Below are 23,123 nucleotides of genomic sequence, written 5' to 3' on the forward strand. Positions count from 1 at the left end.
ACTCAACTGGTTTCCGGTGTGGCGCACAGCAGTTCAGATCGAGAAAACCCGACCCGTACAGCGCTGTCAAGCAGGCCGGGCGCGCGCCGGAGAACACGCCTGACACGCCGGACGACACGGAAAGGTTGCGTAACCGCTCGCTAGAAGTGACCGAATGCGAGTAACTTGAGATGCGATGACTGCACTACTGGCCGAACGAGCCACCGAAGTCGTATCCGCAGCACAACAGTTGCTCACAAAGCGAATGGGTGCTCCGGTGAAGCTGAGTGATCCCGTCGAACTCAGCGGAAGCGGACGGACGACTGTCCTACGTGTACGGGTCGCCGAGAACGCCTTCTCCCTGCCACGCACGCTGATCATCAAGCAGGTGCGGGGCTCTGTCGCGGACCCCAAGAATGTGACGATCACCCCCGGTGTCGCCAGCGTCGACTCCGCGTTCCTGCGGGAAGCGGTGTCCTACCAGTTCACCACCGCGCTCAGCCGCGGTGAACGGCCCGGCGCCTACCTGATCGCGCACAGCCTGCCCGACCGGTTGCTCGTCCTCAGCGACCTCGGGGACAACACCCGGCTCACCGATGTGCTGCGCTCCGGCGCGGAACCGGCCACCCGCAACGCCATGATGGCATTCGCGCAGGCCCTCGGCCGGATGCACGCCGCGACCATCGGCCGCGAACCCGATTTCGTGGCCCTGCTGCGGCGTGTCGACGTCACCCATCGGGTCGACGGTATCGCCCAGCAGGCCGAAGCCGCGGTCGCCGAGGTCCCCGGCCTGCTCCGGCGCGAATTCGGCCTCGAGGTGCCCGATGAGGTCACCGAGCAGATCGCGCACGGCGCCCGGCTCTTCTCCGGCGGCCGGTTCCGGGCCTTCAGCCCGTCGGACCTGTGCCCCGACAATGTGATCATCAACGACGAGGGCGCCCGCATCCTCGACTACGAATGGGGCGGCTACCGCGACGCCACCCTCGATATCGCCTACGCGCTCGTATCCTTCCCCGGCTGCCTCTGCGATATCGAACTGTCCCGAGAACGCGCCGCGCAGATGGTGGAGGCCTGGCGCGCCGAAGTCGTCGGCGTCTGGCCCGCGCTGGCCGACGACGACCTGCTGGCCGGCAAGATCCTCGAAGCCCGCCTGATCTGGGCCTGGATGAGCACCTACTGGTTCCTGCCCGCCGACCACGCCCGCATAGCCGCCGCCCGCGAACACGGCCTCTCGGTCCCCCGCTCCGACGCCCTGCTCAACCGCTGGGCCGGAGTAGCCGAGGACGCCCGCTGCCTCGGCAACGACGCCGTCGGCGACTTCGCCGAAGCCGTCTGCGCCGTCATCGACGAACACCTGAGCTGAAACTTTGGAGCGGCTCCGCCGCTCGAGGCGGGGCCCTATTAACCCCGGTTCTTCACTCCCGCCGGTCGGTCGCTGCGCTCCCTCCCTCTGGTCGCTCCAGAACCGGGGCGGGCCCCGCCAGGCGGAGGGCGACCCTCGGGAAAGTGCGGGAAAGTGCTCGAGAAACCACGTGACGCCCGTGTGAACCGCTCAGCTGTGGCTGTCCCGGGCAGTCCGGACTGTGGGTTGCTGTCCTGGGCCTACCGGTTGGTAGAAGGGTTCGGCCCGCGTCTGCTGTCAGCGCTCGAAGCGCATGTGGCGAAGCCACGAGTCTCGAGCGCTGACAGCAGACGCTCAGGAGGGCCGAGCCTCGAGCAGCGGAGCTGCTCCATGCACATAGCTGGGAGTTGCTCAATAGACTCGATGGTCATGAGTGACGGTCTGTTCGATATGCCGGGTGCGGGGCCGGTCGCCGAGGGGATGGGGGCCTCGGGAGTCCCGGATCAGGCCGCTCGGGAGGCGGGGGTGCGGGCGCCGCTCGCGGTGCGGATGCGCCCGGCGACGCTCGACGAGGTGGTGGGGCAGCAGCATCTGCTCGGGCCCGGTTCGCCGCTGCGGCGGCTGGTGGAGGGGTCGGGGGCGGCGTCGGTGCTGCTCTACGGTCCGCCGGGTACCGGGAAGACCACGTTGGCGTCCCTGATCTCGTATGCCACCGGCCGCCGGTTCGAGGCGCTGTCGGCGTTGTCGGCGGGAGTCAAGGAGGTGCGGGCGGTCATCGATGTGGCCCGGCGGCGGCTGGCGGCGGGTGAGCAGACGGTGCTGTTCATCGACGAGGTGCACCGGTTCTCCAAGACCCAGCAGGACGCGCTGCTCGCGGCGGTCGAGAACCGGATCGTGCTGCTGGTGGGCGCGACCACCGAGAATCCGTCGTTCTCCGTGGTGTCGCCGCTGCTGTCGCGGTCGCTGGTGTTGCAGCTGCATTCGCTCGAGCCCGAGGATATCCGGGCGGTGCTGGCCCGGGCGCTGGCCGATCCGCGCGGGCTGGATGATCAGTTCACCGTCACCGAGGAGGCGCTCGACCATATCGTCCGAATCGCGGGTGGGGATGCGCGGCGGGCGCTGACGGCGCTGGAGGCGTCGGCGGAGTCGTCGCTCGACGGCCGGATCGATCTCGATCTGGTGGCCGCGAGCGTCGACAAGGCCGCTGTGCGCTACGACCGGGCCGGTGATCAGCACTACGACGTGATCAGCGCTTTCATCAAATCGATCCGGGGTTCCGATGTCGATGCCGCGCTGCACTATCTGGCCCGGATGCTGACCGCGGGGGAGGATCCCCGGTTCATCGCGCGGCGGCTGATGATCCATGCCAGTGAGGACATCGGGATGGCCGATCCCACCGCACTGCAGACGGCCACGGCCGCCGCGCAGGTGGTGCAGCTGGTGGGGTTGCCGGAGGCGCGGCTGGCGCTGGCCCAGGCGACCATCCATCTGGCGACGGCGCCGAAGTCGGGTGCGGTGGTGGCGGCGATCGGCGCGGCGATGGCCGATGTGGCGGCGGGCAAGGCGGGGGCGGTGCCACCGCATCTGCGGGACGGGCACTATTCGGGCGCCGCTCGCCTGGGCAACGCTCAGGGGTATCGGTATCCGCACGACGATCCGGACGGCGTGCTGGCGCAGCAGTATCCTCCGGACGAACTCGTGGGTGTGGACTACTACCACCCGACCGGTCACGGTCACGAACGGGCCGTCGGACCCCGGGTGAGCACGTTGCGCAGGATCGTTCGCGGACTGCGGCCCGGAAACCCGGCTCGGTGAAAAACGGGGTGCACGGCACCGGTAGGCTGGATATTCGTGCAGACCCACGAGATCAGACGGCGGTTCCTGGACCATTTCGTTCGTGCCGGGCATACAGAGGTGCCCAGCGCGTCGCTGATCCTCGATGATCCGAATCTGCTGTTCGTGAACGCGGGCATGGTGCAGTTCAAACCGTACTTCCTCGGCCAGCAGACTCCGCCCTACCCGCGGGCCACCAGTGTGCAGAAATGTGTGCGCACCGGTGATATCGAGGAAGTCGGCGTCACCACGCGGCACAATACGTTCTTCCAGATGGCGGGCAATTTCTCCTTCGGCGACTACTTCAAGGAAGGCGCCATCCGCTTCGCCTGGGAGCTGATCACGAAGTCCCAGGAGGACGGCGGGTACGGATTCGACCCGGATCGGATCTGGGTCACCGCCTACGAGGCCGATCCGGAGGCCGCCCAGATCTGGCGGGAGGTCGTGGGGATTCCGGAGGAGCGGATCCAGTTCCGCGACGGTAAGGACAACTACTGGGATATGGGCGTGCCCGGTCCCGGTGGGCCCTGTTCGGAGATCTACTACGACCGCGGTCCCGAGCACGGGCGCGACGGCGGGCCGGTGGCCGACGAGGACCGGTACCTGGAGATCTGGAATCTGGTCTTCATGCAGGACATCCGCGGTGAGGACAGCCCGAAGCTCGGGTTCCCGCCGGTCGGTGTGCTGCCGAAGAAGAACATCGACACCGGGATGGGCGTCGAGCGGATCGCGATGCTGCTGCAGGGCGTCGAGAACGTGTACGAGACCGATCTGCTGCGCCCGATCATCGACCGGGCCGAGGAACTCACCGGCCGCTCCTACGGTGTGGAGCATGCCGACGATGTGCGGTTCCGGGTCATCGCCGACCACGCCCGCACCTCGGCCATGCTGATCGCCGACGGCGTCAATCCCGGCAACGACGGCCGGGGCTACGTACTGCGGCGGCTGCTGCGCCGGATCGTTCGTTCGGCCCGGCTGCTCGGTGCCGAGCAGCCGGTGATGAGTGATTTCATGCGGGTGGTGAGCGATCTCATGGCGCCCTCGTATCCGGAGCTCGCCACCGATTTCGGGCGGATCGAAACGGTCGCCGTCGGTGAGGAGACCGCGTTCCGCAAGACCCTGAGCACCGGGTCGAAACTGTTCGACGAGACGGCCGAGCAGGTGAAGGCCGCGACCCCGTCCGGTAAGACCGGCACCATCTCCGGCGCCGACGCCTTCACGCTGCACGACACCTACGGCTTCCCGATCGACCTGACCCTGGAGATGGCCGCCGAGGCCGGGCTGTCGGTGGACGAATCCGGTTTCCGGTCGCTGATGGCCGAGCAGCGGCGCCGCGCCAAGGAGGACGCGCACGCGCGCAAGCACGCGCACGCCGATCTGTCGGTGTACAAGGAATTCGTCGACCGCGGTGATACGGAGTTCACCGGGTTCGACGAGCTGACGTCGGAAGCGCAGGTGCTGGCGCTGATCGCCGACGGTGTCCGGGTGCCGACCGCGATCGCCGGCACCGATATCGAGGTCATCCTGGACCGCAGCCCGCTCTACGCCGAATCCGGTGGCCAGATCGCCGATCGCGGCAGTATCACCGCGGCGGGGACCAAGCTCACCGTCAACGATGTACAGAAGATCGCCAAGAAACTCTGGGTGCACCGCTGCACGGTGGACCAGGGCCAGATCACCGATGGCGATGTGGTGCTGGCCCAGGTGGATCCGGCCTGGCGGCGGGGCGCTACGCAGGGGCATTCCGGTACGCATATGGTGCATGCCGCGCTGCGGCAGGTGCTCGGGCCCAACGCGGTGCAGGCGGGTTCGATGAACAAGCCCGGCTATCTGCGCTTCGACTTCAACTGGCAGGGCCAGCTCAGCGAGCAGCAGAAGGCCGATATCGAGGCCGTGTCCAACGACGGTGTGGGCGCCGACTACCCGGTGAACACCTTCGTCACCGATCTGCCGAAGGCCCGCGAAATGGGCGCGCTGGCCCTGTTCGGCGAGAACTACGGCGACCGCGTGCGCGTGGTGGAGATGGGCGGGCCCTTCTCCATGGAACTGTGCGGCGGTACCCATGTGGGTCATTCCTCCCAGATCGGCCCGATAACGCTGCTGGGCGAATCGTCGGTCGGGTCGGGGGTCCGGCGTGTGGAGGCGTTCGTGGGCCTGGACTCCTATCGTCATCTGGCCAAGGAGCGGGCCCTGCTCGCCGGGGTCGCGTCGATGCTGAAGGTGCCCTCGGAGGAGGTGCCGGGCCGGGTCGAGCAGTTGGTGGACCGGCTCAAGGTGGCCGAGAAGGAAATCGAGCGGACCAAGGTCGCTGCGGTGCTCTCCTCGGCCGGGAACTTCGCCGACGCCGCCGAACGGCACGGCGAGGTGCTGCTGGTCGCGGCGGCGGCGCCGAAGGGCGTGGCGGCCGGTGATCTGCGCACACTGGCCACCGATATCCGGGGACGGCTGGGCGGCAATCCCGCCGTCGTGGTGTTGCTCGGAAATAACGAGGGCAAGGTGCCGTTCGTGGTGGCCGTGAACAAACCGGCCCAGGAGAAGGGTTTCGCCGCCGGCGATCTCGTCGGGGTCTTCGGTCCGAGTATCTCGGGCCGGGGCGGCGGGAAGCCGGAGATGGCCCAGGGCGCCGGTTCGGACCCGTCGGGTATCGAAGCGGGTCTCGCGGCGGTCCGCGGCCATATCGGCGCACACGCCGGCTGATGGCGGCGTCCGGCGGCGGACCCTCCGTCGACCGGCCCGATCCCCGGGTCGACCCGGGGCGGGGCCGGCGGCTGGGTATCGATGTGGGCAGCGTGCGCATCGGCGTGGCGGTGAGCGATCCGGACGGGATACTGGCCACGCCCGTGGAAACCGTGCCGCGTGACGAGAAGGCCGGCCGGTCGCGGCGCGGTCCGCGCGGCGGGAATCCCCCGGGCGGGTCGCGTCCGGCGGCGACCGGACCGGCGCCCGCTACCGGCAAACCTTCCGTTCCCGCCCCCGCGGCCGGTACGGATATCGCGCGGATCGCCGCGCTCGCGGACGAATACGAGGTCGTGGAGGTCGTCGTCGGCCTGCCGCGGACGTTGCGCGGCGAGAAGGGCACCTCCGCGACCATGGCGTCGGAGTTCGCCGGAAGGTTGCGCGACGCGCTGCCCGAAGTGCCGATCCGGCTTTCCGACGAACGTTTGACTACGGTGTCTGCTGCACGCGCTCTGCGGGACAGCGGTGTTCGAGCGCGCGGACAGCGGCAGGTGATCGACCAAGCGGCCGCCGTCTCGATCCTGCAGAGCTGGTTGGACGAACGGAGTTCGATGATGAGGTCGGCCGAGGACGCGGCGCGTGCCGCGTTGTCCGGAGACGATGAATGACGGATCGATGGGCGCAGGCGGAGGCGCGATTCCGGCAGCGTGAGGCCGAACGGAAGTACCGCCGCGACGATCGGGCCTGGGCGCAGTCGCGCCGGGCACCGGCGCCGGTGGCCGCCGAACCGGACGGGGTCGCGGAACCGGATACCGGCTGGGACCCGTACGAGGACGACGACACCGCCGTCATCCCGCGCTATGTCGACGAGGAATTCGACGACGAGGAATTCGACGACGACTACGACGAACTCGACGACGAGCCCGAACCGAGACCCCGCAGCCATCGCCGCGCCCGCCCCGCGACGCGCCGCACGGCACCGCGCGGCGGACGGGCCGCCGCCCGCAAGGCCGCCCGGAAACAGGAGGGTGGCCGGCGCCGGATGATCTGGGTGGCCGCCGCGGTGCTGCTCGTGCTGGTTCTCGGTGCCGGTGTCTACAAACTCGTCAACCGCTACACCCCGGCCGAGGATTTCGCGGGACCCGGCGGCGCGCCGGTGGTGGTGCAGGTGAAATCCGGCGATACCGCCACCGAGATCGCCGAGACCATGGCGGACGCGGGTGTCGTCGCCAGTTCGGCGGCCTTCTACGAAGCCGCCGTGCAGAGCGAGGGAATGAACGCGGTTCAGCCCGGCTACTACGCGGTTCCCGAGCGCAGTCCGGCCGCCGACGCGGTCGCGGCGCTGGTATCGCCCGGATCGCGGGTCGGCAATGTGGTGATCTCCGAGGGCCGGCAGCTGCACGATCAGCACGATGTGAACACCGGCGCCCGCAAGGAGGGCATCTACACCAAGATCGCCGCCGCCAGCTGTGTCGGCGCCGAGGCCGAACGCCGGTGCGTCACCTACGAACAGCTCGAGGAAGCCGGCGCCAACCCCGATCTGGCCGCGCTCGGCGTACCGGAATGGGCGGTGGAGGGAGTGCGCCAGGTCCCGGACCGGCGCCGCCAGCTCGAGGGCCTGATCGCGGCCGGCAGCCTCGATTTCGATCCGAGTGGTTCCGCCGCGGATATCCTGCGTCAGCTGGTCACCGAGAGCGCGCGCAGCTACGAGGCCACCGGATTGCTCGAATCCGGCAAGACCAACGGCCTCAGCCCCTACCAGACCCTGATCGGCGCCTCGCTGATCGAGCGGGAAGCCCTGCCGCAGGATATGAGCAAGGTCGCCCGGGTGATCGTGAACCGGCTCGAGGTAGACCAGCCGCTGCAGTTCGACTCGACGGTGAACTACGCGCTGGACAAGACCGAGGTCGCCACCACCGACGCCGATCGCTCCCAGACCACCCCGTGGAACACCTACGCCATGCCCGGACTGCCCGCGACGCCGATCTCGTCGCCGTCGCTGGCGGCGATGGAGGCGATGGAGACACCCGAGCCCGGTAACTGGCTCTACTTCGTCACCGTCGACAAAGAGGGCACCACGTTGTTCACGCAGAGCTACAGCGAACATCTGCAGAACATCGACCTGGCCATGGAGAGCGGGATCCTCGACAGTGGCCGCTGAACCGGCGGGCGCGCCCGCGCCGCGCCGCGCCGCGGTGCTGGGCAGCCCCATCGCCCATTCGAAATCTCCGCTGCTGCATCTGGCCGCCTATCGCGCGCTCGGCCTGGACTGGACCTACGAGCGCATCGAATGCACCGCCGAGCGGCTACCGGGTCTGGTGGACGGTCTGGGCCCGGAATGGGTCGGCCTGTCGGTGACCATGCCCGGGAAGGAAGCCGCCCTGGCGTACGCGGACGAGCGCACCGAGCGAGCGGTACTGGTCGGATCGGCCAATACGCTGGTCCGGACCGCGACCGGCTGGCGCGCGGATTGCACGGATGTCGACGGTGTGCTCGGCGCGCTGCGCGGCGCCGGCGTGACCGGGTCGGCACGGGCGGTGGTGCTGGGGGCCGGCGGGACCGCCCGGCCCGCGCTGCTGGCCCTGGCCGAACTGGGCGCCCGTGAGATCACCGTCGTCGCCCGCGATGCCGGGCGCGCGGCCGGAGCCCGGACGCTGGCCGAGCGGCTGGGCGCCGATACGGAAGTGATCGGCTTCGACGCCCCCGACCTCGGGGCGCGATGCGCCGCGGCGGGGGCGGTGGTGAGCACCGTGCCGTATCAGGCGGCGGCCGCGGTGGCCGAGTCGGTCGCGCGGGCGCCGGTGGTGCTCGACGCGGTGTACAACCCCTGGCCCACCCCGTTGGCGGAAGCCGTGGCCGCGGCCGGGCATACCGTGGTCGGTGGACTGCAGATGCTGCTCGAACAGGCATACGGGCAGGTCGAGCAGTTCACCGGGCGGTCCGCGCCGCGGGCGGCGATGGCCGCCGCGCTGGACTGACCGGTCGCCGGGGCCCGGCGATATTCTGTAACGGGTTCTAGCCCGGGCCGCGGGGCGTTATGGTGATCTGCATGACTGCGTGGTTGTTGCGGGCATTGGCGCTCGGAGGCCTGGCCGTCGTGTTGCGAGTACTGCTCGGATTCGCGATGGGCTTCATCCCCACCTACGGATTGTGGCTCCGGCTGCTGTGCCTGGTGATCCTGATCGGGGCGGCCGTGGCCTGGGGTCTCCACGACGGCCGCGCCGACCGCCGCGCCCACGCGAACCCGGAACACGGCGCCGATCTGACCATCCGGTGGCTGCAGGCCGGAGTGCTGGGCGGCATCCTCTGTGGTCTGGTGTCCTGGGTGCTGGACTTCGTTCCGGGCGTCGACCTGGGCGATGCCGGGCTGCTCTTCGAGGCCACCGCCGCCTCGGCCTTCATCGTGCTGCTGATCTTCGTTCCCGCGCTCATCGGCGTCGGGGTGGGCCGGCGGCTGGCCAAACGGGACGGGCACCGGCCCGCCGATACCGATGTCCTGCGGCCGGCGGGCTCGCCGGCCTGAACCCCGTCACCGCGATCGGCCGGTCCCGCCCGATCGGCGTCAGGGGACGATATTCGGATTCCGCCGGAACATATTGTCCGGATCGTAGGTCCGCTTGATCGATGCCAATCGGGCGAAGGTCTCCGGCGGATAGGCGTCGCGAAGTCCCTCCTCGTCCCCTCCGGCCAGATAACCGGAGTAGGCGCCCGCGGCGTGTGGAGCCAGAGCCTGCCACAATGCCGCGGTCCAGGCCCGATGGTGCGCGTCCGGCCCGGTCTCGTCCCAGGCGTTGTCCACCGCGAGATAGAACGAGGCATCCCGATGGGCGAAAGCGGTCGCCGCGGCGGGCACCCGCGCCACGGCGCCGCCCAGTTCGCGCAGTGCGATCACGCCGTACGGGGAGGTCGCCCGGGCGGCGAACTCCACGACGGTATCGATCACCGCGTCGGTGAGATCCGGCAGATAGCAACTGCGCACCGCATGGGCCCGCGGCGTGGCCGCCGTCTCCGTCAGCCGGAACAGGCCGGGGTAGGGCATCGCGGTGACCGTATCGGCGAGCGGGATCCGGCCGGCCAGCGACCGTAACGGCGTCAGTGCCCGCTCCGCGCCGCCGGGGTCGCCGGAGTAGCACGGGAAGATCAGGTGGACCGGACTGCCGTGCGCCGCGGCCGGGATGAACGGCAGCGGTGGCGCCTGACCGATGAAGGTCAGCGTCGTCAGCGCATCGGGTGCGACGCGGACCGCCTCCGCGTAGGCACGCAGGGTGCCGGGAGCGAGCGGGTACACGAGCGCGCCGCCCAGTACGGTCGTCACGGGACGCAGACGCAGGTCGAGCGCGGTGACGATACCGAAATTGCCGCCGCCACCGCGCAGGGCCCAGAACAGCTCGGCGTTCTCGGTCGCGCTCACGGTCCGCAACCGGCCGTCCGCGGTCACGATCTCCAGCGACAGCACATTGTCGACCGTCATGCCGTACCGGCGCATCAACCAGCCCATACCTCCGGCCAGGGCGGCCCCCGCCACCCCGACGGCGGCGACATCGGCGCCGGGCGCCGCCAGCCCGAACCGGTGGGCGGCCGTGGCCAGTTCACCCCAGGTGACGCCCGCGGCCACGTGCGCGAGGCGGCGATCCGGATCGATCTCGATACCCGTCATCCGCGACATATCCACCACCGGCGCTCCGTCGGCGGTGCCGTACCCGGCGGGACTGTGGCCGCCACCGCGGACGGCCGGACGCAGCCCGTGCCTGCGCGCGTACCGCACCACTTCGGCCACCTCGTCGGCGGTGGCCGGCCGCACGATCGACGACGGCCACCGGTCGACGGCACTGTTCCATACCCGGCGGGCTCGTTCGTAGCCGTCGTCGCCGGGCCGGACGATATCGCCGGGCGGGTCGCTCGCCGGGTCCGGTGGTGCCGATACGGCGGGCCCCGGCGGCCGGTCGTCGTTCATGGTGTGCCTCCTCGGTTCACCGTCGCGCGGGTCGCCGGATCCCACCCCTCGGTGAGATCCCGCGACGGGCGTGGACGGCGCGGTGCGTCGAGTATCGGCGCCCACGGGCCCACCCGTCTTGGACAAAATTGACCGGCGCCAGAACACTGGATAGGAGAAGCTGTCGGACGGGGGCGGCGCTCGTGATACCGGATTCGGGCCACGAGCCGCCACCGAGGTGACGAGGGCGCAGAGGAGATGTGGCGGTGAGCGACTGCCCCGATACTGCCGGTGCGAGGGATCCGAACGCGGAGGTACGGAGCGTCGACCGGATGCCGGATGCCCGGCTGCGGCCGCTGCTCACCCGGCCCTACCAGGGTTTTCCGACGGCCGCGCGGCCTCGTGAACACCGGAGCATCCCGGCGGGCATGAGCGTGCAGATCGTCATCAAACTCGCCGATTCGCCCCGGCGCCCACCGGAGTTCCTGGTCGGTCCGCGCAGCCGCCATATCCCCATCGAGGGGGCCTGTGCGCCGTCCTATGTCGAGGTCTCACTGGACCCGCTCGGCGCCTACACACTCCTCGGCGCGCCCGGGGCCGCGCTGAACGGTGTGCTGTCGGATCTGTCCGATGTGATCGGCGCCCGATACCGGACAGTGGTCGACCGGATGCGCGAGCAGGGCACCTGGCGGGAGCGGTTCGCGCTACTGGACGAATTCCTGCTGACCCGCGCGGAATCCGGCCGGCCGCCGCCATCCGGTGTGGAGCGGGCCTGGTCGATGCTGACGGCGAGCGGCGGTGCGGTACCGATCGCCGCGATCGCCCGGGACGTCGGGTGGAGTCACCGGCATCTCATCACGACCTTCACCCACTGCACCGGGATGACGCCCAAACTGGCCGGACGGCTCATCCGCTTCGACCGGGCCCGGCGATATCTGGCAGACCATCCCGAGGCGGCTCTGGGGCAGGTCGCGGCTGCCTTCGGATACGCCGATCAGTCGCACCTCACCCGGGAGTTCCGGGAGTTCTCGGGTACCACCCCGGCCGGATACCGCCGTCGGTCCGGGACCGAATCCGTACGGCCGAACGACCGCACGGCATAGGCCGCGGTCAGAGCAGAATCGCGCTCCCACCCGGGGATCCGGCACCGGCGACCGCCGAGTACGCGGCGGCGAGCAGGGCCGGATCGGGGCCCTCGAGCCGGCCGGGTTTGGCCAGTCCGTCGAGTACCACGAACCGGAGTACACCGGAGCGGGTCTTCTTATCGGTTTGCATACTCTCCAGCAATTGGGGCAGTGCGTCGGGGTCGTAGGTGGTGGGCAGGCCGACGCTTGCCAGGATGCTGCGATGCCGGTCGGCGGTCGCGTCGTCGAGACGCCCGGCCAGCCGGCCCAGTTCGGCGGCGAACACCAGGCCCACGGACACCGCCGCGCCGTGACGCCACCGGTAGCGTTCCCGGCGTTCGATGGCGTGCCCGAGGGTGTGCCCGTAGTTGAGGATCTCGCGCAGCGCCGATTCCTTGAGATCCGCCGCGACCACCTCGGCCTTGACGGCGATGGCGCGCCGGATCAGTTCCGGGAGGACGTCACCGGTGGGATCCAGCGCGGCCTGCGGGTCGCGCTCCACCAGATCGAGGATCACCGGGTCGGCGATGAAACCGGCCTTGATGATCTCCGCCATCCCGGCGACGATCTCGTTGCGCGGCACGGTTTCCAGGGTCACCAGATCCACCAGGACGGCGGCCGGTTCGTGGAAGCAGCCCACCAGGTTCTTACCGGCCTCGGTGTTGATCCCGGTCTTACCGCCCACCGCCGCGTCCACCATGGCGAGCAGGGTGGTGGGCACGTGCACGATCTTCACCCCGCGCATCCAGGTCGCGGCGACGAAACCGGCCAGATCGGTGGCGGCGCCGCCGCCCAGGCTCACGACCACATCGCTGCGGGTGAGGCCGATCCGGCCCAGCACCTCCCAGCAGAAACCGGCGACCGCGAGTTCCTTACCCGCCTCGGCGTCCGGGATCTCCACCCGGTGGGCGTCGAGCCCGGCCTCGGCCAGGGTGCTGCGGACCACCTCGGCGGTCTCCACCAGCGACGGCTGATGGAAAAGGGCGACGGTGCGCACACCGCCCGCCCCGGTGACCACATCCACGAGGTCACCGAGCAGGCCGCGTCCGATGATCACCGGATACGGCTGTGCGGTGCGGACCTCGATACGCGTCGGTTCTGTCACGTGTGCTGCTCCGATCCTGTCTCTGTCTGCTCGGCCTGTTCTCGTTGCGCCCGGCGGGCCCGGGCCCGCCGCGCCCGCGCTCGCCGCGACCGGCCCGGGGTACGCATCTCGGTGCCGGATTCGGGACCGGCCGCCGTGCCCGCGGCCGCCGCGGCCCGGTCACCGGAGGTGTTCGCCGTCTCGGCCGTCTCGGTGACCCCCGCGGCCGCGCGCTGCTGTGCCGCCGAACGGCGGGCCCGCGCCCGGGCCCGGCGGCGAGCCCGGGATCTGCTGGTGCGCTGCGGGTTCGCGGCGGTGTCGTCGGCCGGCGGATCCGTAGTGACCCGCGCCGATTCCAGGGACAGTTTGCCCAGGATCGAACGGACGACCCGGCCGGGGCTGCGACCGTCGGTGCGCACCCGCACGGTGGCTACCTCCCGGTAGAGCGGTCGCCGGATCCGCATGAGCTCGCGGTACTTCGCACCCGGATCGGCGCCGCCCAGGAGCGGCCGGTGGGTGCTCGCGCCGGTGCGGCGCAGCCCTTCGGCGAGGCTGATCTCCAGGTAGACCACGGTTCGGTCGCGCAGCAGCGTCCGGGTGCGTTCGGAGAGCACGGCACCGCCGCCCAGTGAGACCACCCCGCGCTCGGTCCGCAGCGCCCGGCCCACGATCTCCTCCTCGATCCGGCGGAATCCGGGTTCGCCGTCGGCGGCGAAGATCTCCGGAATGGTCCGTCCCGCGGCCTCTTCGATCCCGGCGTCGGTGTCGTAGAGGTCGACGCCCAGTTCGCGGGCCAGTTTCCGCCCGATCGTGGTCTTACCCGCCCCGGGCGGTCCGATCAGCACCACCGGTGCGGTGTGCGGATCGGTCTGCGCGGTCATTACGCCGGGTCGGTGGCGACCGGGTCGCCCGCGCTCAAGTGCGGGCGACCGCTGATCCGCTTCCGGTAGCCGTCGAGGTTGCTCACCGTCTCGGCGATCGAATCGCCGCCGAACTTCTCCAGTACGGCCTGGGCCACCACCAGCGCGACCATCGATTCCGCCACCACTCCGGCCGCGGGCACCGCGCAGACATCGGAGCGCTGGTGGATCGCCACCGCTTCCTCGCCGGTGGTCATATCGACGGTGGCCAGTGCCCGCGGCACCGTCGAGATCGGTTTCATGGCGGCCCGGACCCGCAGCGCCTCGCCGTTGGTCATACCGCCTTCGAGTCCGCCCGCGCGGTTGGTGGAGCGCAGCACGCCGTCGGGCCCCGGACGCATCTCGTCGTGCGCCAGGCTGCCGCGCCGGCGCGCGGTCTCGAAGCCGTCGCCCACCTCGACGCCCTTGATCGCCTGGATGCCCATGAGCGCGGCCGCGAGTTTGGAGTCGAGCCGGTTCTCGCCGCTGGTGAACGAGCCCAGCCCGATCGGCAGCCCCGCGATGACGACCTCGACCACTCCGCCCAGGGTGTCGCCGTCCTTCTTCGCCGCCTCGATCTCGGCGATCATCGCGGCCTCGGCCGCCGAATCGAAGGCGCGGACGGGGCTGGCGTCGATGGTGTCCAGATCGCCGGCGGAGGGCACCACCCCGGTGGTGTTCGCCGCGGTGCCGATGGAGACGACATGGGAGAGGACCTCCACGCCGACCGCCTGGCGCAGGAACGCGCGTGCGACGGTACCGGCCGCCACCCGGGCGGCGGTCTCGCGGGCACTGGCGCGTTCCAGCACCGGCCGGGCGTCGTCGAAACCGTATTTGAGCATCCCCGAATAGTCGGCGTGGCCGGGCCGCGGCCGGGTCAGCGGGGCGTTGCGGGCCAGATCGGCCAGTTCGGCCTCGTCCACGGGGTCGGCGGACATCACGGTGGTCCACTTCGGCCATTCGGAATTGGCCACCTCGATGGCGACCGGCCCGCCCATGGTGCGGCCGTGCCGGACCCCGCCGATCACGGTGACCTTGTCGGCCTCGAACTTCATCCGGGCGCCGCGGCCGTAGCCGAGCCGACGGCGCGCCAGTTGCGCGGAAATCTCCTCCGAGGTCACCTCGACACCGGCGACCATCCCCTCGAGGATGGCGACGAGAGCGGGTCCGTGAGATTCTCCAGCAGTTATCCAGCGCAGCACGCCGACCATCTTCCCATGTCGGCGCGACGACCGGGGCACGCGGTCGACGGAGTTCGGCGGCCCGCCGGGGCGGCCGTGACCGGGATTGCCAGGTGATCACCACAGAACGAGCCCGATAAGTGTCGCGACACACATGGACGGCCCGTGTGGCACGGTCACCGCGGGGTGGCCGGGGGAGCGGGCGCGGGACGCGGCCTCCCCGGGCGGTGCGGCGGCGCGCGCCCGCCGGACCGGCAGCAGCACGGCACCGGCCACCGCCGTGCACACCGGTGCCGCCACCGCCGAACACACCCAGGCCTGGGCGCCACCGCCGAGGGCCGCCACTGCACCCAGCCCGAGCGCCAGTTTCACGTCACCGGCGCCCAGTGCCGCCGGTCGTAGCAGGTGGACGAGGAGATACGGCACCGCCAGCAGGGCCGCCCCCCGGATCGCCGTATCGAACTGACCGGCGAGGGCGGCATAGCCCAGTGCGATACCGGCGCCCGGCAGGGTGAGCCGATTCGGTAACCGCCGGGTCCGGATATCGGTGAGGCTCAGCGCGCAGCACCACAGGAGTACGAGGAGAAAACCGAGTTCCGCCATGCCTTTCACCCTCGCGGCCGCCGGGCCGCGATCGGGGCCTCGATCGCGGAATGTGGACAACCGGTCCGACGCCCCCGGATTGTGAACAACCGACGCTCCGGATCGGCCGGACGCGCGGTCTTGTGTCCCGGCGGCCGGTCGGCGGTAACTTTGATCCATGTCTGCTGATGCCGGCCGTGGCCCGCTGGTCCGGCCCGATTACGCCGTCCGGCGTGGGTTGCTGCGCAACCTGCTGGTGGAGAACGAGATCGACGGCCTGCTGGTCACCGATCTGGTGAATATCCGCTACCTCACCGGTTTCACCGGTTCCAACGCCGCGCTGCTGGTGCACTCCTGGGACACCCCGGACGCCGAGGACCGCACGGTGATCGCCACCGACGGCCGCTACGACACCCAGGTGGCCGCTCAGGTGCCCGATCTGCGGGCCGAGATCGCCCGCGCGGTCACGCGCCGGGTGGCCGAACTCGCGGGGGAATGGAAATTCGGGCGGCTCGGCTACGAAAGCCATATCGTCACCGTCGATCAGCATCGCGCCCTGCTCGAACTGGCGACCGGGCTGGAGTTCGTCGCCACCCCGGGCCTGGTGGAACAGTTGCGGATGGTCAAGGACGACTACGAGGTGGACCGGTTGCGGGCCGCCTGCGCGGTCGGCGACGAGGCGCTGGCGGCGCTGCTGGCGAACGGGGCGCTGCGACCCGGCCGTACCGAGCGCCAGGTCGCCCGGGATCTGGAATGGGCCATGTTCGAGCGCGGCGCGGCCGGTATCGCCTTCGAGACCATCGTGGCCGCGGGCGCGAACTCCGCGATCCCGCATCACCGCCCCACCGACGCGGTGCTGGCCACGGGCGATTTCGTGAAGATGGATTTCGGCGCCGTGGTGGACGGCTATCACTCGGATATGACCCGGACCTTCGTGCTCGGCGCCCCCGCGCAGTGGCAGCGCGAGGTCTACGACCTGGTGCACGCCGCCCAGCGCGCCGGCCGGGAGGCGCTGCGGCCCGGTATACCGTGCGCCGATGTGGACGCCGCGGCGCGCGAGGTCATCGCGGCCGCCGGGCACGGGCGCCTGTTCGTCCACGGCCTGGGCCACGGGGTGGGGCTGCGCATCCACGAAGCGCCCGGAATCGCCAAAACGGGCACGGGTACACTCCAGTCTGGCGTGGCGGTGACCGTCGAACCAGGTGTGTACTTTCCCGGCCGCGGCGGGGTCCGGATCGAGGACACGCTCGTGGTGCGCGAAGGGGGCCCCGACCTGCTCACCAATACCAGTAAAGACCTGACCGTCGTCGAATGACGCCGGTCGCCCGAGAACCGAGGAGACCCGAAGACAGTGGCGGACACCAGCGACTTCAAGAACGGCCTCGTGCTGAAGATCGACGGTAATCTCCAGCAGATCGTCGAATTCCAGCACGTGAAGCCGGGCAAGGGGCCCGCCTTCGTGCGGACCAAGCTGAAGAACGTGCTGTCCGGCAAGACCGTCGACAAGACCTTCAACGCCGGTGTCAAGGTGGAGACCGCCACGGTCGATCGCCGCGATATGACCTACCTGTACCACGACGGTTCCGATTACGTCTTCATGGACGGTCAGACGTTCGACCAGCTCTCCATCGCAGAGGGCACCATCGGCGAACAGGCCCGGTTCCTGCTGGAGAACATGACGGTGCAGGTCGCCACCCACGAGGGTGCGCCGCTGTACGTGGAACTTCCGGTCTCGGTCGAGCTCGAGGTCACCCATACCGATATCGGACTGCAGGGCGACCGCTCCACCGGTGGTACCAAGCCGGCGACCGTCGAGACCGGGGCGGAGGTGCAGGTCCCGCTGTTCATCAACACCGGCGACAAACTCCGCATCGACACCCGCGACGGCAGCTACCTGGGCCGCGTCAACTCCTGACGTGGCAGACCAGCCCGCGGACCGGAAATCCGCGTACAAGAAACTCGGCGCCCGCCACAAGGCCCGGCGCCGCGCGGTCGATCTGCTCTTCGAGGCCGAGGCCCGCGATATCGACCCGGCGGATCTGGCCGACGAGCGGATCGAACTCGCCGGGCGCGATCAGGCGGTGGCCCCCGTGCACGCCTACACCCGCACCCTGGTCGACGGGATCGCCGAGGACCTCGATCGGGTGGACGGCACCATCGAGTCCTATCTGCAGGATTGGACGCTGGGCCGGTTGCCGGCGGTGGATCGCGCGATCCTGCGGGTCGCGGTGTGGGAGCTGCTCTATGCCCCGGATGTACCGCCGATCGTCGCGGTGGACGAGGCGGTGGAACTGGCCAAGGAGTTGTCCACCGATGATTCCCCCGGGTTCGTGAACGGGGTGCTGGGGCAGGTCGTCCTGGTGGCTCCGCAGATCCGCGCGGCCGCGGCGGCCGCCGGACGCGCCGAATCCGATCCGGAGGACTGAGGTGCGCAAGTACCTGGTACTGGCCCTGCGTACCCCGGCCTACGATCCGGCGGTCGCCGAACCGCACCGCCGGTTCCTCGCCGAACTGCGGGCGGCGGGCATGCTGCAGGAATCCGGCCCGTTCACCGACGGTAGCGGTGGTGCCTACCTGGTCCTCGCGGATTCGCGGCAGGCCGCCGAGGCGGTGGTGTACACCGATCCGCTGCACACCACCGGCTCATCGCGGATCACCGTCCACGAATGGGAGATCACCGGCTGACCGGTGCCCGGATTCCGCGGTCCGGCTGCGCCGCGTACCTCGTTGAGAGGACGATAGGGTAACTATCGCAATATCCCTTGATATCGAGGAGCGCGGACAATGACCGAGAACGCGGGCGTCACCCTGCCCGAGGGCGGGTGCACCGCCGCCGAGGCCTGGGAGATCTTCGATCGGCTGCCGGCCGCGCGCGTGGACGAGGTGACCACCGGCCGCTGGCGCGGCGCGGAGTTGCCCACCGGTCATCCGATGGACGGCTCACTGTCCGAATCCGGCTGGTACGGCAAACAGTTCGACGCCCCCGACCAGGTACATCCGCTGCTGTTCACCGATGAGCGCGGGACCGTGTTCGCGGTGGATCCACGCCGGGTGCCGCTGTCGCTGGCCGGAAGGATCCCGGCGCACTGGCTGCGGCCGGTCCGCAACAATCTGCGCACCCTGGCGCCGCTGCTGCGTACCCGCAAGGCCACGGCGCGGTTGCGCGATATCGAATACCGCGGGGTGGTGAGTGCCGCGATGGTCTACGACCACCTGCCCATCATCGACCATTTCCGCCGCCTCGACGCGGACACCCTGCTCGGCGTCATGGATATGCGGGGGCTGTCCGAACCGTATTTCTTCGTGCTGAAGCGCTGATCGCGGCGCCGTTCAGGGCCGGAGGACGATCCGGCCCAACGGAACCCGGGACTCCAGCAGCCGATGCGCTTCGGCGGCGCGGTCGAGGGGCAGGATCGTTTCGACCGGAGGACTCAGCGCCGGAATCCGTTCGAGGATCGCGGCGCGGGCCCGGTGCACCCGTGCGTGGAACGCCGGTCCGGCGCATCCGGTCAGGGTGAGCCCGCGCGGGATCAGGTCCGGCGCCGCGACCCGGGCGGGCTCGCCGGAGAGCCGGCCGTAGCTCAGCATGCGCCCGGTGCCGGGTGTCATGGCGTCGAGCAGTGCGGTGGCGGAGGTGCCGCCCAGGGAGTCGAAGACGATATCGATGGTGCCGTCCGGCCCGGTGCCGATCTCCTCGGCCCACTGCTGCCGACGGTGGTCGATCACCTCGTCGGCGCCGAGTTCCTTCGCGCGGCGGGCCTTGTCGGGGCCACCCGCCGTCGCGACGACCCGCGCCGCGCCGAATTCCCGGGCCAGCTGGACCAGATAGCTGCCGACCCCGGTCGCCGCTGCCTCGACCAGGACCGTTTCGCTCCCGGTGAGCGCGGCGGTTTCCAGCAGGGCCAGCGCGACCGATCCGCTCATCATCGCCGCGGCGGCATCGGTGGTCGTGACATTCTCCGGTATTCGCGTTATCGATTCGGCTCCGGCGCACACGGATTCGGCATAGGAGCCGGTTCCGCCGGTATCGGCAACCACCCGCTTGCCCAGGTGTTCGGGGTCGACTCCCTCGCCCAGGCCGATCACCTCTCCGGCGGCCTGGAACCCGAACACCACCGGTGGCGGCGAGGCCATCGGGAAATCGCCGGACCGCAATCGGGTCTCGGGATACAGCACGGGGATCGCTTCGGTTCTGATCAGGACTTCGCCAGGTCCGGGCCGTGGCGCCGGCACCTCCCGCGGTACCAGGACCTCCGGTCCGCCGGTCGCTGTCATTACGATTGCCTGCATTGATACTCCATAAGTTGACTGCTGGTCCATTTACTCGTCGAAGATATGGACCGGCGGTCAAGTTGTCAACGGAAGTGGTGTGATGGCCCCCAAGGAACGTGCGGACGCCGCCCGCAACCGGCGCGTCATCCTGGATGCCACCGCGGCGTTGCTCGCCGAGCACGGTCCCGAGGCCGTCACGATGGACCGGGTGGCCGCCGCGGCGGGAGTCGGGAAGGGGACGATCTTCCACCGCTTCGGGAACCGGGCGGGGCTGCTGCACGAACTGGTGGCCGAAAGCGCGGTCGACCTGATGGCCGCCGTCACCGACGGCCCGCCGCCGCTGGGGCCCGGGGCGCCGGCCGCCGACCGGTTGCTCGCCTTCTTCGACGCGATGGCACGGCTGGTGATCGACAATCTGGCGCTGATGGAGGTCTACCGCTCGGTTCCGCCGCATCCGCGCACCGCGGAGTTCCACCTGTTCTGGCGCGACCACATCACCGCACTGCTGGGTGCGGCCCGGCCCGACCTGGACGCGGAGACGGTCGGCCGGTTGCTGATGGATGGGCTGGCGGGGCAGACCGTGCCCGAGATGGTCCGGGCGGGAGCGACCGACCGGCTGCTCGCGGCGGTCGCGCAGCAGGTGCGGGCGGTCCTGCGCGCGCCGTGACGCGCGTCAGCGCACGTTGCGCGGGCGGAACTGGATACTGATCCGCGGCCCCGTCGCCCGGCGGGTCTTGGGTACCGCGTGTTCCCAGGTGCGCTGGCAGGAGCCGCCCATGACGAACAGGTCACCGTGACCCGGGTGGAACCGCAGGCTCGGCCCGCCGGCCCGGGGGCGGAGCAGTAGTGGGCGCGGCGCGCCCAGGGTGAGGATGGCGACCATGGTGTCGTGGGTGGCGCCGCGGCCGACGGTGTCGCCGTGCCAGGCCACGCTGTCGCGGCCGTCGCGGTAGTAGCAGAAACCGGCCGTGCGGAACGGTTCGCCGAGTTCCGGGCCGTAGTGCGCGCTGAGGGATTCGCGTGCCCGCGTCAGGATCGGGTCGGGTAGCGGATCGGATTCGGCGTAGAAGCGGAGCAGGCGCGGAACGTCGACGACCCGGTCGTACATGGGCCGGCGTTCGGCCTGCCAGGGCACCGTCGCGGCCAGCCGGTCGAACAGGTCGTCGGCGCCGAGTAGCCAGCCGGGCCGGAGATCGACCCAGGCGCCGGCCGTGAGTGGGGTCCGCCGGGTCTCGGCGAGCGGGGTGAGTTCCGCCGCGCCGAATCCGTCGAACAGCGATCCCTGGAGTGCCATGCGGACACAGTAACGCAGTATTCGAACATATGTTCACATCGGCCCGGGTGCCTGCCGCCGGATTCCCTGGCGGATCTCGCCGGTTCGCCGCTGCCCGCCCGGCCGGCGGAGTTACCGTCTCGGGTGGGACCGGCCGCCGGCCGGTCGACGGAGTCCGGGCAGGGGAGAGCTGTGACCGAACCATCTGTACAGGTGCCGACGGCCGGGGTGGCCATGACCGCGATCGGTGTGGCGGTGATCCGGGAACGCGAGAGCCGCCGGCCGGATCGGCTCTACGACGATCCGCTCGCGGCGGCGTTCGTCGCGGCGGCCCGGCCCGGGTTCGACGCGGGGCGATGGTCGCGCCTGGAGGATCTGGCCGACCAGTTCTTCGAAGGCCGGTCGCTGGCGGTCCGGGTGGTGGACGACAGCGTGACCGAGGCGGTGGCCGCGGGGTGCGGGCAGATCGTGCTGCTCGGCGCGGGGCTGGATACCCGGGTATTCCGGCTCGGGCTGCCCGCCGACACCGTGTTCTTCGAAGTGGACCTGCCCGAACTGTTCGATTTCAAGGAACCGGTGCTGACCGCTCACGGCGCCCGGCCCGATTGTGAGCGCCGGGTCGTGGCGGCCGATCTGCGCGGCGACTGGGCGGATGCGCTGGCGCGGCGGGGGTTCCGGCCCGAGGTCCCCACGCTGTGGGTGGACGAGGGAGTTCTCAACTACCTCCCGCGACGTGACGCCCACGCGGTGGCGGTGATGATCACCGGACTGTCGGCGCCCGGCAGCCGATTCGGCATCGGCCGCTTTCAGGTCGATTCCGCCGAGTCGAAGTACCGGGCGCTGCGGGAGCTCGTGGCCGCGGACAGCGATGCCGCGCGCCCGGTCAACGGGCTCGGCCCGGACGCCGAGGACTGGTTCGCCGAGAACGGCTGGCGCACCCGGTTCCGCGCCTGGAACGATCTCGTCGCGCCGTACGAGCGCCCGGGCATGGGCGACGTACCCGGAATGGGGACGGTGCTCGCCGTCCGCGAATGATCGGCGGGCGCTACGGGTTCGCGCCGGATCGGGAAGCCCAGTGGGTGCGCAGCCGGGCGAGGACGGCGAGGGTGGCGGGGCTGTGCAGGCGGCGCGGATGTGTCAGGACGTGGATTTCGCAGGAGGGCAGCTCCGGGCCGCGCACCACGCCCAGATCGCCGGCGCGGATCTCGGATTCCACCGTGATCGCGGGCAGCGCGGTCCAGCCCAATCCGCTGGCCACGCACCGTTTGATGGCCTCGACGCTGCCGAACCGGGACCGGCGTCCCGGGCGGGCGCCGGTGGCGGCCAGGCACGCCGCCACATCATCGCTGTACCCGCAGCCCTCCTCGATCAGGAGTGCGTCGCGGGCGGCCAGATCCGCCCAGGTCGCGGGGGTCGCCGACCGATCCGGCCGGTCGAGGAGGAGCAGCGGCTCGGTGCCGAGCCGTTCCGTGCCGAGTTCGGTGACGGGGGCCCGGGGTTCCATGATGAGACCCACCTCGGCGGTCCCGCGGTACACCGCCTCGACGGCCTCGCCGAGACCTGCCGGTCCGACCCAGATCTGGATCCCGGGTTCGGCGCCCCGCAGTGCGCCGATCACCGCGGGTAACCGGTAGGTACACAGCGATTCGGGGGCGACGATGCGCACCGTCCCGGTCGGGCGGGCGCTGCCGCGCGCGGCCTCGTGGAGACGGTTCTCGGCGTCGAGCAGGTCTTCGGCGTGCTCGATCAGCCGGGCGCCCGTATCGGTCACCACCGCGCCGGACGGCAGCCGGTCGAGCAGGCGCCGGCCGAGTTGCTGTTCGAGGCGGTGGATATGACCGGTGACCGTGGACTGGGTGTAGCCGAGGTCGAGCGCCGCGGCGGTGAAACTTCCCGAGCGCGCGACCGCGAGGAAGCTGCGCAGAATCCTGGTGTCCATCGATGC

General features: G+C 70.4%; 22 protein-coding genes and 1 pseudogene. 15 read left to right on the plus strand and 8 right to left on the minus strand.

Annotation, left to right across the window (positions count from 1 at the left end):
* The first annotated feature begins 175 nt into the window (after nucleotides 1–175).
* The 7 genes from ACZ6SF_RS01650 (at nucleotide 176) to ACZ6SF_RS01680 (ending at nucleotide 9,353) form a co-directional block, all read left to right on the plus strand.
* Nucleotides 176–1,342, plus strand: coding sequence for a kinase (locus tag ACZ6SF_RS01650; protein WP_466059773.1), 1,167 nt, complete (start codon nucleotides 176–178; stop codon nucleotides 1,340–1,342).
* Between the two features lie 408 nt (nucleotides 1,343–1,750).
* Nucleotides 1,751–3,136, plus strand: coding sequence for a replication-associated recombination protein A (locus ACZ6SF_RS01655; RefSeq protein WP_466059775.1), 1,386 nt, complete (start codon nucleotides 1,751–1,753; stop codon nucleotides 3,134–3,136).
* 36 nt (nucleotides 3,137–3,172) lie between these two features.
* A complete protein-coding gene (gene alaS / locus ACZ6SF_RS01660; RefSeq protein WP_466059776.1) occupies nucleotides 3,173–5,851 on the plus strand; it encodes an alanine--tRNA ligase in 2,679 nt (892 codons plus the stop codon).
* Entirely contained in the window at nucleotides 5,851–6,498 is a 648-nt protein-coding gene (ruvX, locus tag ACZ6SF_RS01665; protein ID WP_466059778.1) for a Holliday junction resolvase RuvX, read from the plus strand. The genes alaS and ruvX overlap by 1 nt, the downstream gene beginning before the upstream one ends.
* Nucleotides 6,495–7,991, plus strand: a complete 1,497-nt coding sequence (locus tag ACZ6SF_RS01670) for an endolytic transglycosylase MltG (RefSeq protein WP_466059780.1) — start codon at nucleotides 6,495–6,497, stop codon at nucleotides 7,989–7,991. Before ruvX ends, ACZ6SF_RS01670 begins: the two co-directional genes overlap by 4 nt.
* On the plus strand, nucleotides 7,981–8,808 hold the full coding sequence (locus ACZ6SF_RS01675) for a shikimate dehydrogenase (protein WP_466059782.1): 828 nt from the start codon (nucleotides 7,981–7,983) through the stop codon (nucleotides 8,806–8,808). The genes ACZ6SF_RS01670 and ACZ6SF_RS01675 overlap by 11 nt, the downstream gene beginning before the upstream one ends.
* Before the next feature lie 71 nt (nucleotides 8,809–8,879).
* Nucleotides 8,880–9,353, plus strand: coding sequence for a B-4DMT family transporter (locus ACZ6SF_RS01680; RefSeq protein ID WP_466059784.1), 474 nt, complete (start codon nucleotides 8,880–8,882; stop codon nucleotides 9,351–9,353).
* A 39-nt stretch (nucleotides 9,354–9,392) separates the two neighbouring features.
* Here ACZ6SF_RS01680 and ACZ6SF_RS01685 read toward each other — a convergent pair whose 3' ends face one another.
* The gene (locus ACZ6SF_RS01685) at nucleotides 9,393–10,784 is read right to left on the minus strand and encodes an FAD-binding oxidoreductase (protein ID WP_466059786.1); all 1,392 of its coding nucleotides are present in this window, start codon (nucleotides 10,782–10,784) and stop codon (nucleotides 9,393–9,395) included.
* A 245-nt stretch (nucleotides 10,785–11,029) separates the two neighbouring features.
* On the opposite strand from ACZ6SF_RS01685, the gene ACZ6SF_RS01690 reads away from it, so the two are divergent.
* Nucleotides 11,030–11,866: an AraC family transcriptional regulator gene (locus tag ACZ6SF_RS01690; protein WP_466059788.1), complete on the plus strand. Its 837-nt coding sequence runs from the start codon at nucleotides 11,030–11,032 to the stop codon at nucleotides 11,864–11,866.
* A 7-nt stretch (nucleotides 11,867–11,873) separates the two neighbouring features.
* On the opposite strand, the gene aroB is transcribed toward ACZ6SF_RS01690, so the two are convergent.
* The 4 genes and pseudogenes from aroB to ACZ6SF_RS01710 form a co-directional block, all read right to left on the minus strand.
* Nucleotides 11,874–12,992 carry a 3-dehydroquinate synthase gene (gene aroB / locus ACZ6SF_RS01695; RefSeq protein ID WP_466059790.1) on the minus strand — a complete coding sequence of 373 codons (1,119 nt, stop codon included), beginning with the start codon at nucleotides 12,990–12,992 and terminating at the stop codon, nucleotides 11,874–11,876.
* A gap of 170 nt (nucleotides 12,993–13,162) precedes the next feature.
* A pseudogene (locus ACZ6SF_RS01700) lies at nucleotides 13,163–13,852 on the minus strand (shikimate kinase); the annotation flags it as partial.
* The gene (gene aroC, locus ACZ6SF_RS01705) at nucleotides 13,852–15,072 is read right to left on the minus strand and encodes a chorismate synthase (RefSeq protein ID WP_466061306.1); all 1,221 of its coding nucleotides are present in this window, start codon (nucleotides 15,070–15,072) and stop codon (nucleotides 13,852–13,854) included. The gene aroC and the pseudogene ACZ6SF_RS01700, both read right to left, overlap by 1 nt.
* 96 nt (nucleotides 15,073–15,168) lie before the next feature.
* On the minus strand, nucleotides 15,169–15,654 hold the full coding sequence (locus ACZ6SF_RS01710; protein ID WP_466059792.1) for a prepilin peptidase: 486 nt from the start codon (nucleotides 15,652–15,654) through the stop codon (nucleotides 15,169–15,171).
* A 157-nt stretch (nucleotides 15,655–15,811) separates the two neighbouring features.
* On the opposite strand from ACZ6SF_RS01710, the gene ACZ6SF_RS01715 reads away from it, so the two are divergent.
* From ACZ6SF_RS01715 to ACZ6SF_RS01735, 5 genes are all read left to right on the plus strand, one after another.
* The gene (locus ACZ6SF_RS01715; RefSeq protein ID WP_466059794.1) at nucleotides 15,812–16,948 is read left to right on the plus strand and encodes a M24 family metallopeptidase; all 1,137 of its coding nucleotides are present in this window, start codon (nucleotides 15,812–15,814) and stop codon (nucleotides 16,946–16,948) included.
* A 36-nt stretch (nucleotides 16,949–16,984) separates the two neighbouring features.
* On the plus strand, nucleotides 16,985–17,548 hold the full coding sequence (gene efp / locus ACZ6SF_RS01720) for an elongation factor P (protein ID WP_466059796.1): 564 nt from the start codon (nucleotides 16,985–16,987) through the stop codon (nucleotides 17,546–17,548).
* Nucleotide 17,549: 1 nt separating this feature from the next.
* Nucleotides 17,550–18,059, plus strand: coding sequence for a transcription antitermination factor NusB (gene nusB / locus ACZ6SF_RS01725; protein WP_466059798.1), 510 nt, complete (start codon nucleotides 17,550–17,552; stop codon nucleotides 18,057–18,059).
* Between the two features lies 1 nt (nucleotide 18,060).
* A complete protein-coding gene (locus tag ACZ6SF_RS01730) occupies nucleotides 18,061–18,318 on the plus strand; it encodes a YciI family protein (RefSeq protein WP_466059800.1) in 258 nt (85 codons plus the stop codon).
* Nucleotides 18,319–18,417: 99 nt separating this feature from the next.
* Nucleotides 18,418–18,951 carry a DUF4334 domain-containing protein gene (locus ACZ6SF_RS01735; protein ID WP_466059802.1) on the plus strand — a complete coding sequence of 178 codons (534 nt, stop codon included), beginning with the start codon at nucleotides 18,418–18,420 and terminating at the stop codon, nucleotides 18,949–18,951.
* 12 nt (nucleotides 18,952–18,963) lie between these two features.
* On the opposite strand, the gene ACZ6SF_RS01740 is transcribed toward ACZ6SF_RS01735, so the two are convergent.
* On the minus strand, nucleotides 18,964–19,923 hold the full coding sequence (locus tag ACZ6SF_RS01740; RefSeq protein WP_466059804.1) for a quinone oxidoreductase family protein: 960 nt from the start codon (nucleotides 19,921–19,923) through the stop codon (nucleotides 18,964–18,966).
* Nucleotides 19,924–20,005: 82 nt separating this feature from the next.
* Here ACZ6SF_RS01740 and ACZ6SF_RS01745 point away from each other — a divergent pair, with 82 nt between their 5' ends.
* Nucleotides 20,006–20,572 (plus strand): TetR/AcrR family transcriptional regulator, encoded by a 567-nt coding sequence (locus tag ACZ6SF_RS01745; protein ID WP_466061307.1) that lies wholly within the window; start codon nucleotides 20,006–20,008, stop codon nucleotides 20,570–20,572.
* A gap of 6 nt (nucleotides 20,573–20,578) precedes the next feature.
* Here the strand turns inward: ACZ6SF_RS01745 and ACZ6SF_RS01750 are convergent, their stop codons facing one another.
* The gene (locus ACZ6SF_RS01750; RefSeq protein ID WP_466059806.1) at nucleotides 20,579–21,199 is read right to left on the minus strand and encodes an alpha-ketoglutarate-dependent dioxygenase AlkB; all 621 of its coding nucleotides are present in this window, start codon (nucleotides 21,197–21,199) and stop codon (nucleotides 20,579–20,581) included.
* Between the two features lie 171 nt (nucleotides 21,200–21,370).
* Here ACZ6SF_RS01750 and ACZ6SF_RS01755 point away from each other — a divergent pair, with 171 nt between their 5' ends.
* Nucleotides 21,371–22,213, plus strand: coding sequence for an SAM-dependent methyltransferase (locus ACZ6SF_RS01755; RefSeq protein WP_466059808.1), 843 nt, complete (start codon nucleotides 21,371–21,373; stop codon nucleotides 22,211–22,213).
* A gap of 10 nt (nucleotides 22,214–22,223) precedes the next feature.
* On the opposite strand, the gene ACZ6SF_RS01760 is transcribed toward ACZ6SF_RS01755, so the two are convergent.
* Complete coding sequence (locus ACZ6SF_RS01760; RefSeq protein WP_466059810.1) at nucleotides 22,224–23,117, minus strand: LysR family transcriptional regulator; 894 nt, start codon at nucleotides 23,115–23,117, stop codon at nucleotides 22,224–22,226.
* Nucleotides 23,118–23,123 lie beyond the last annotated feature (6 nt).

The organism is Nocardia sp. NPDC049935 (assembly GCF_055586645.1).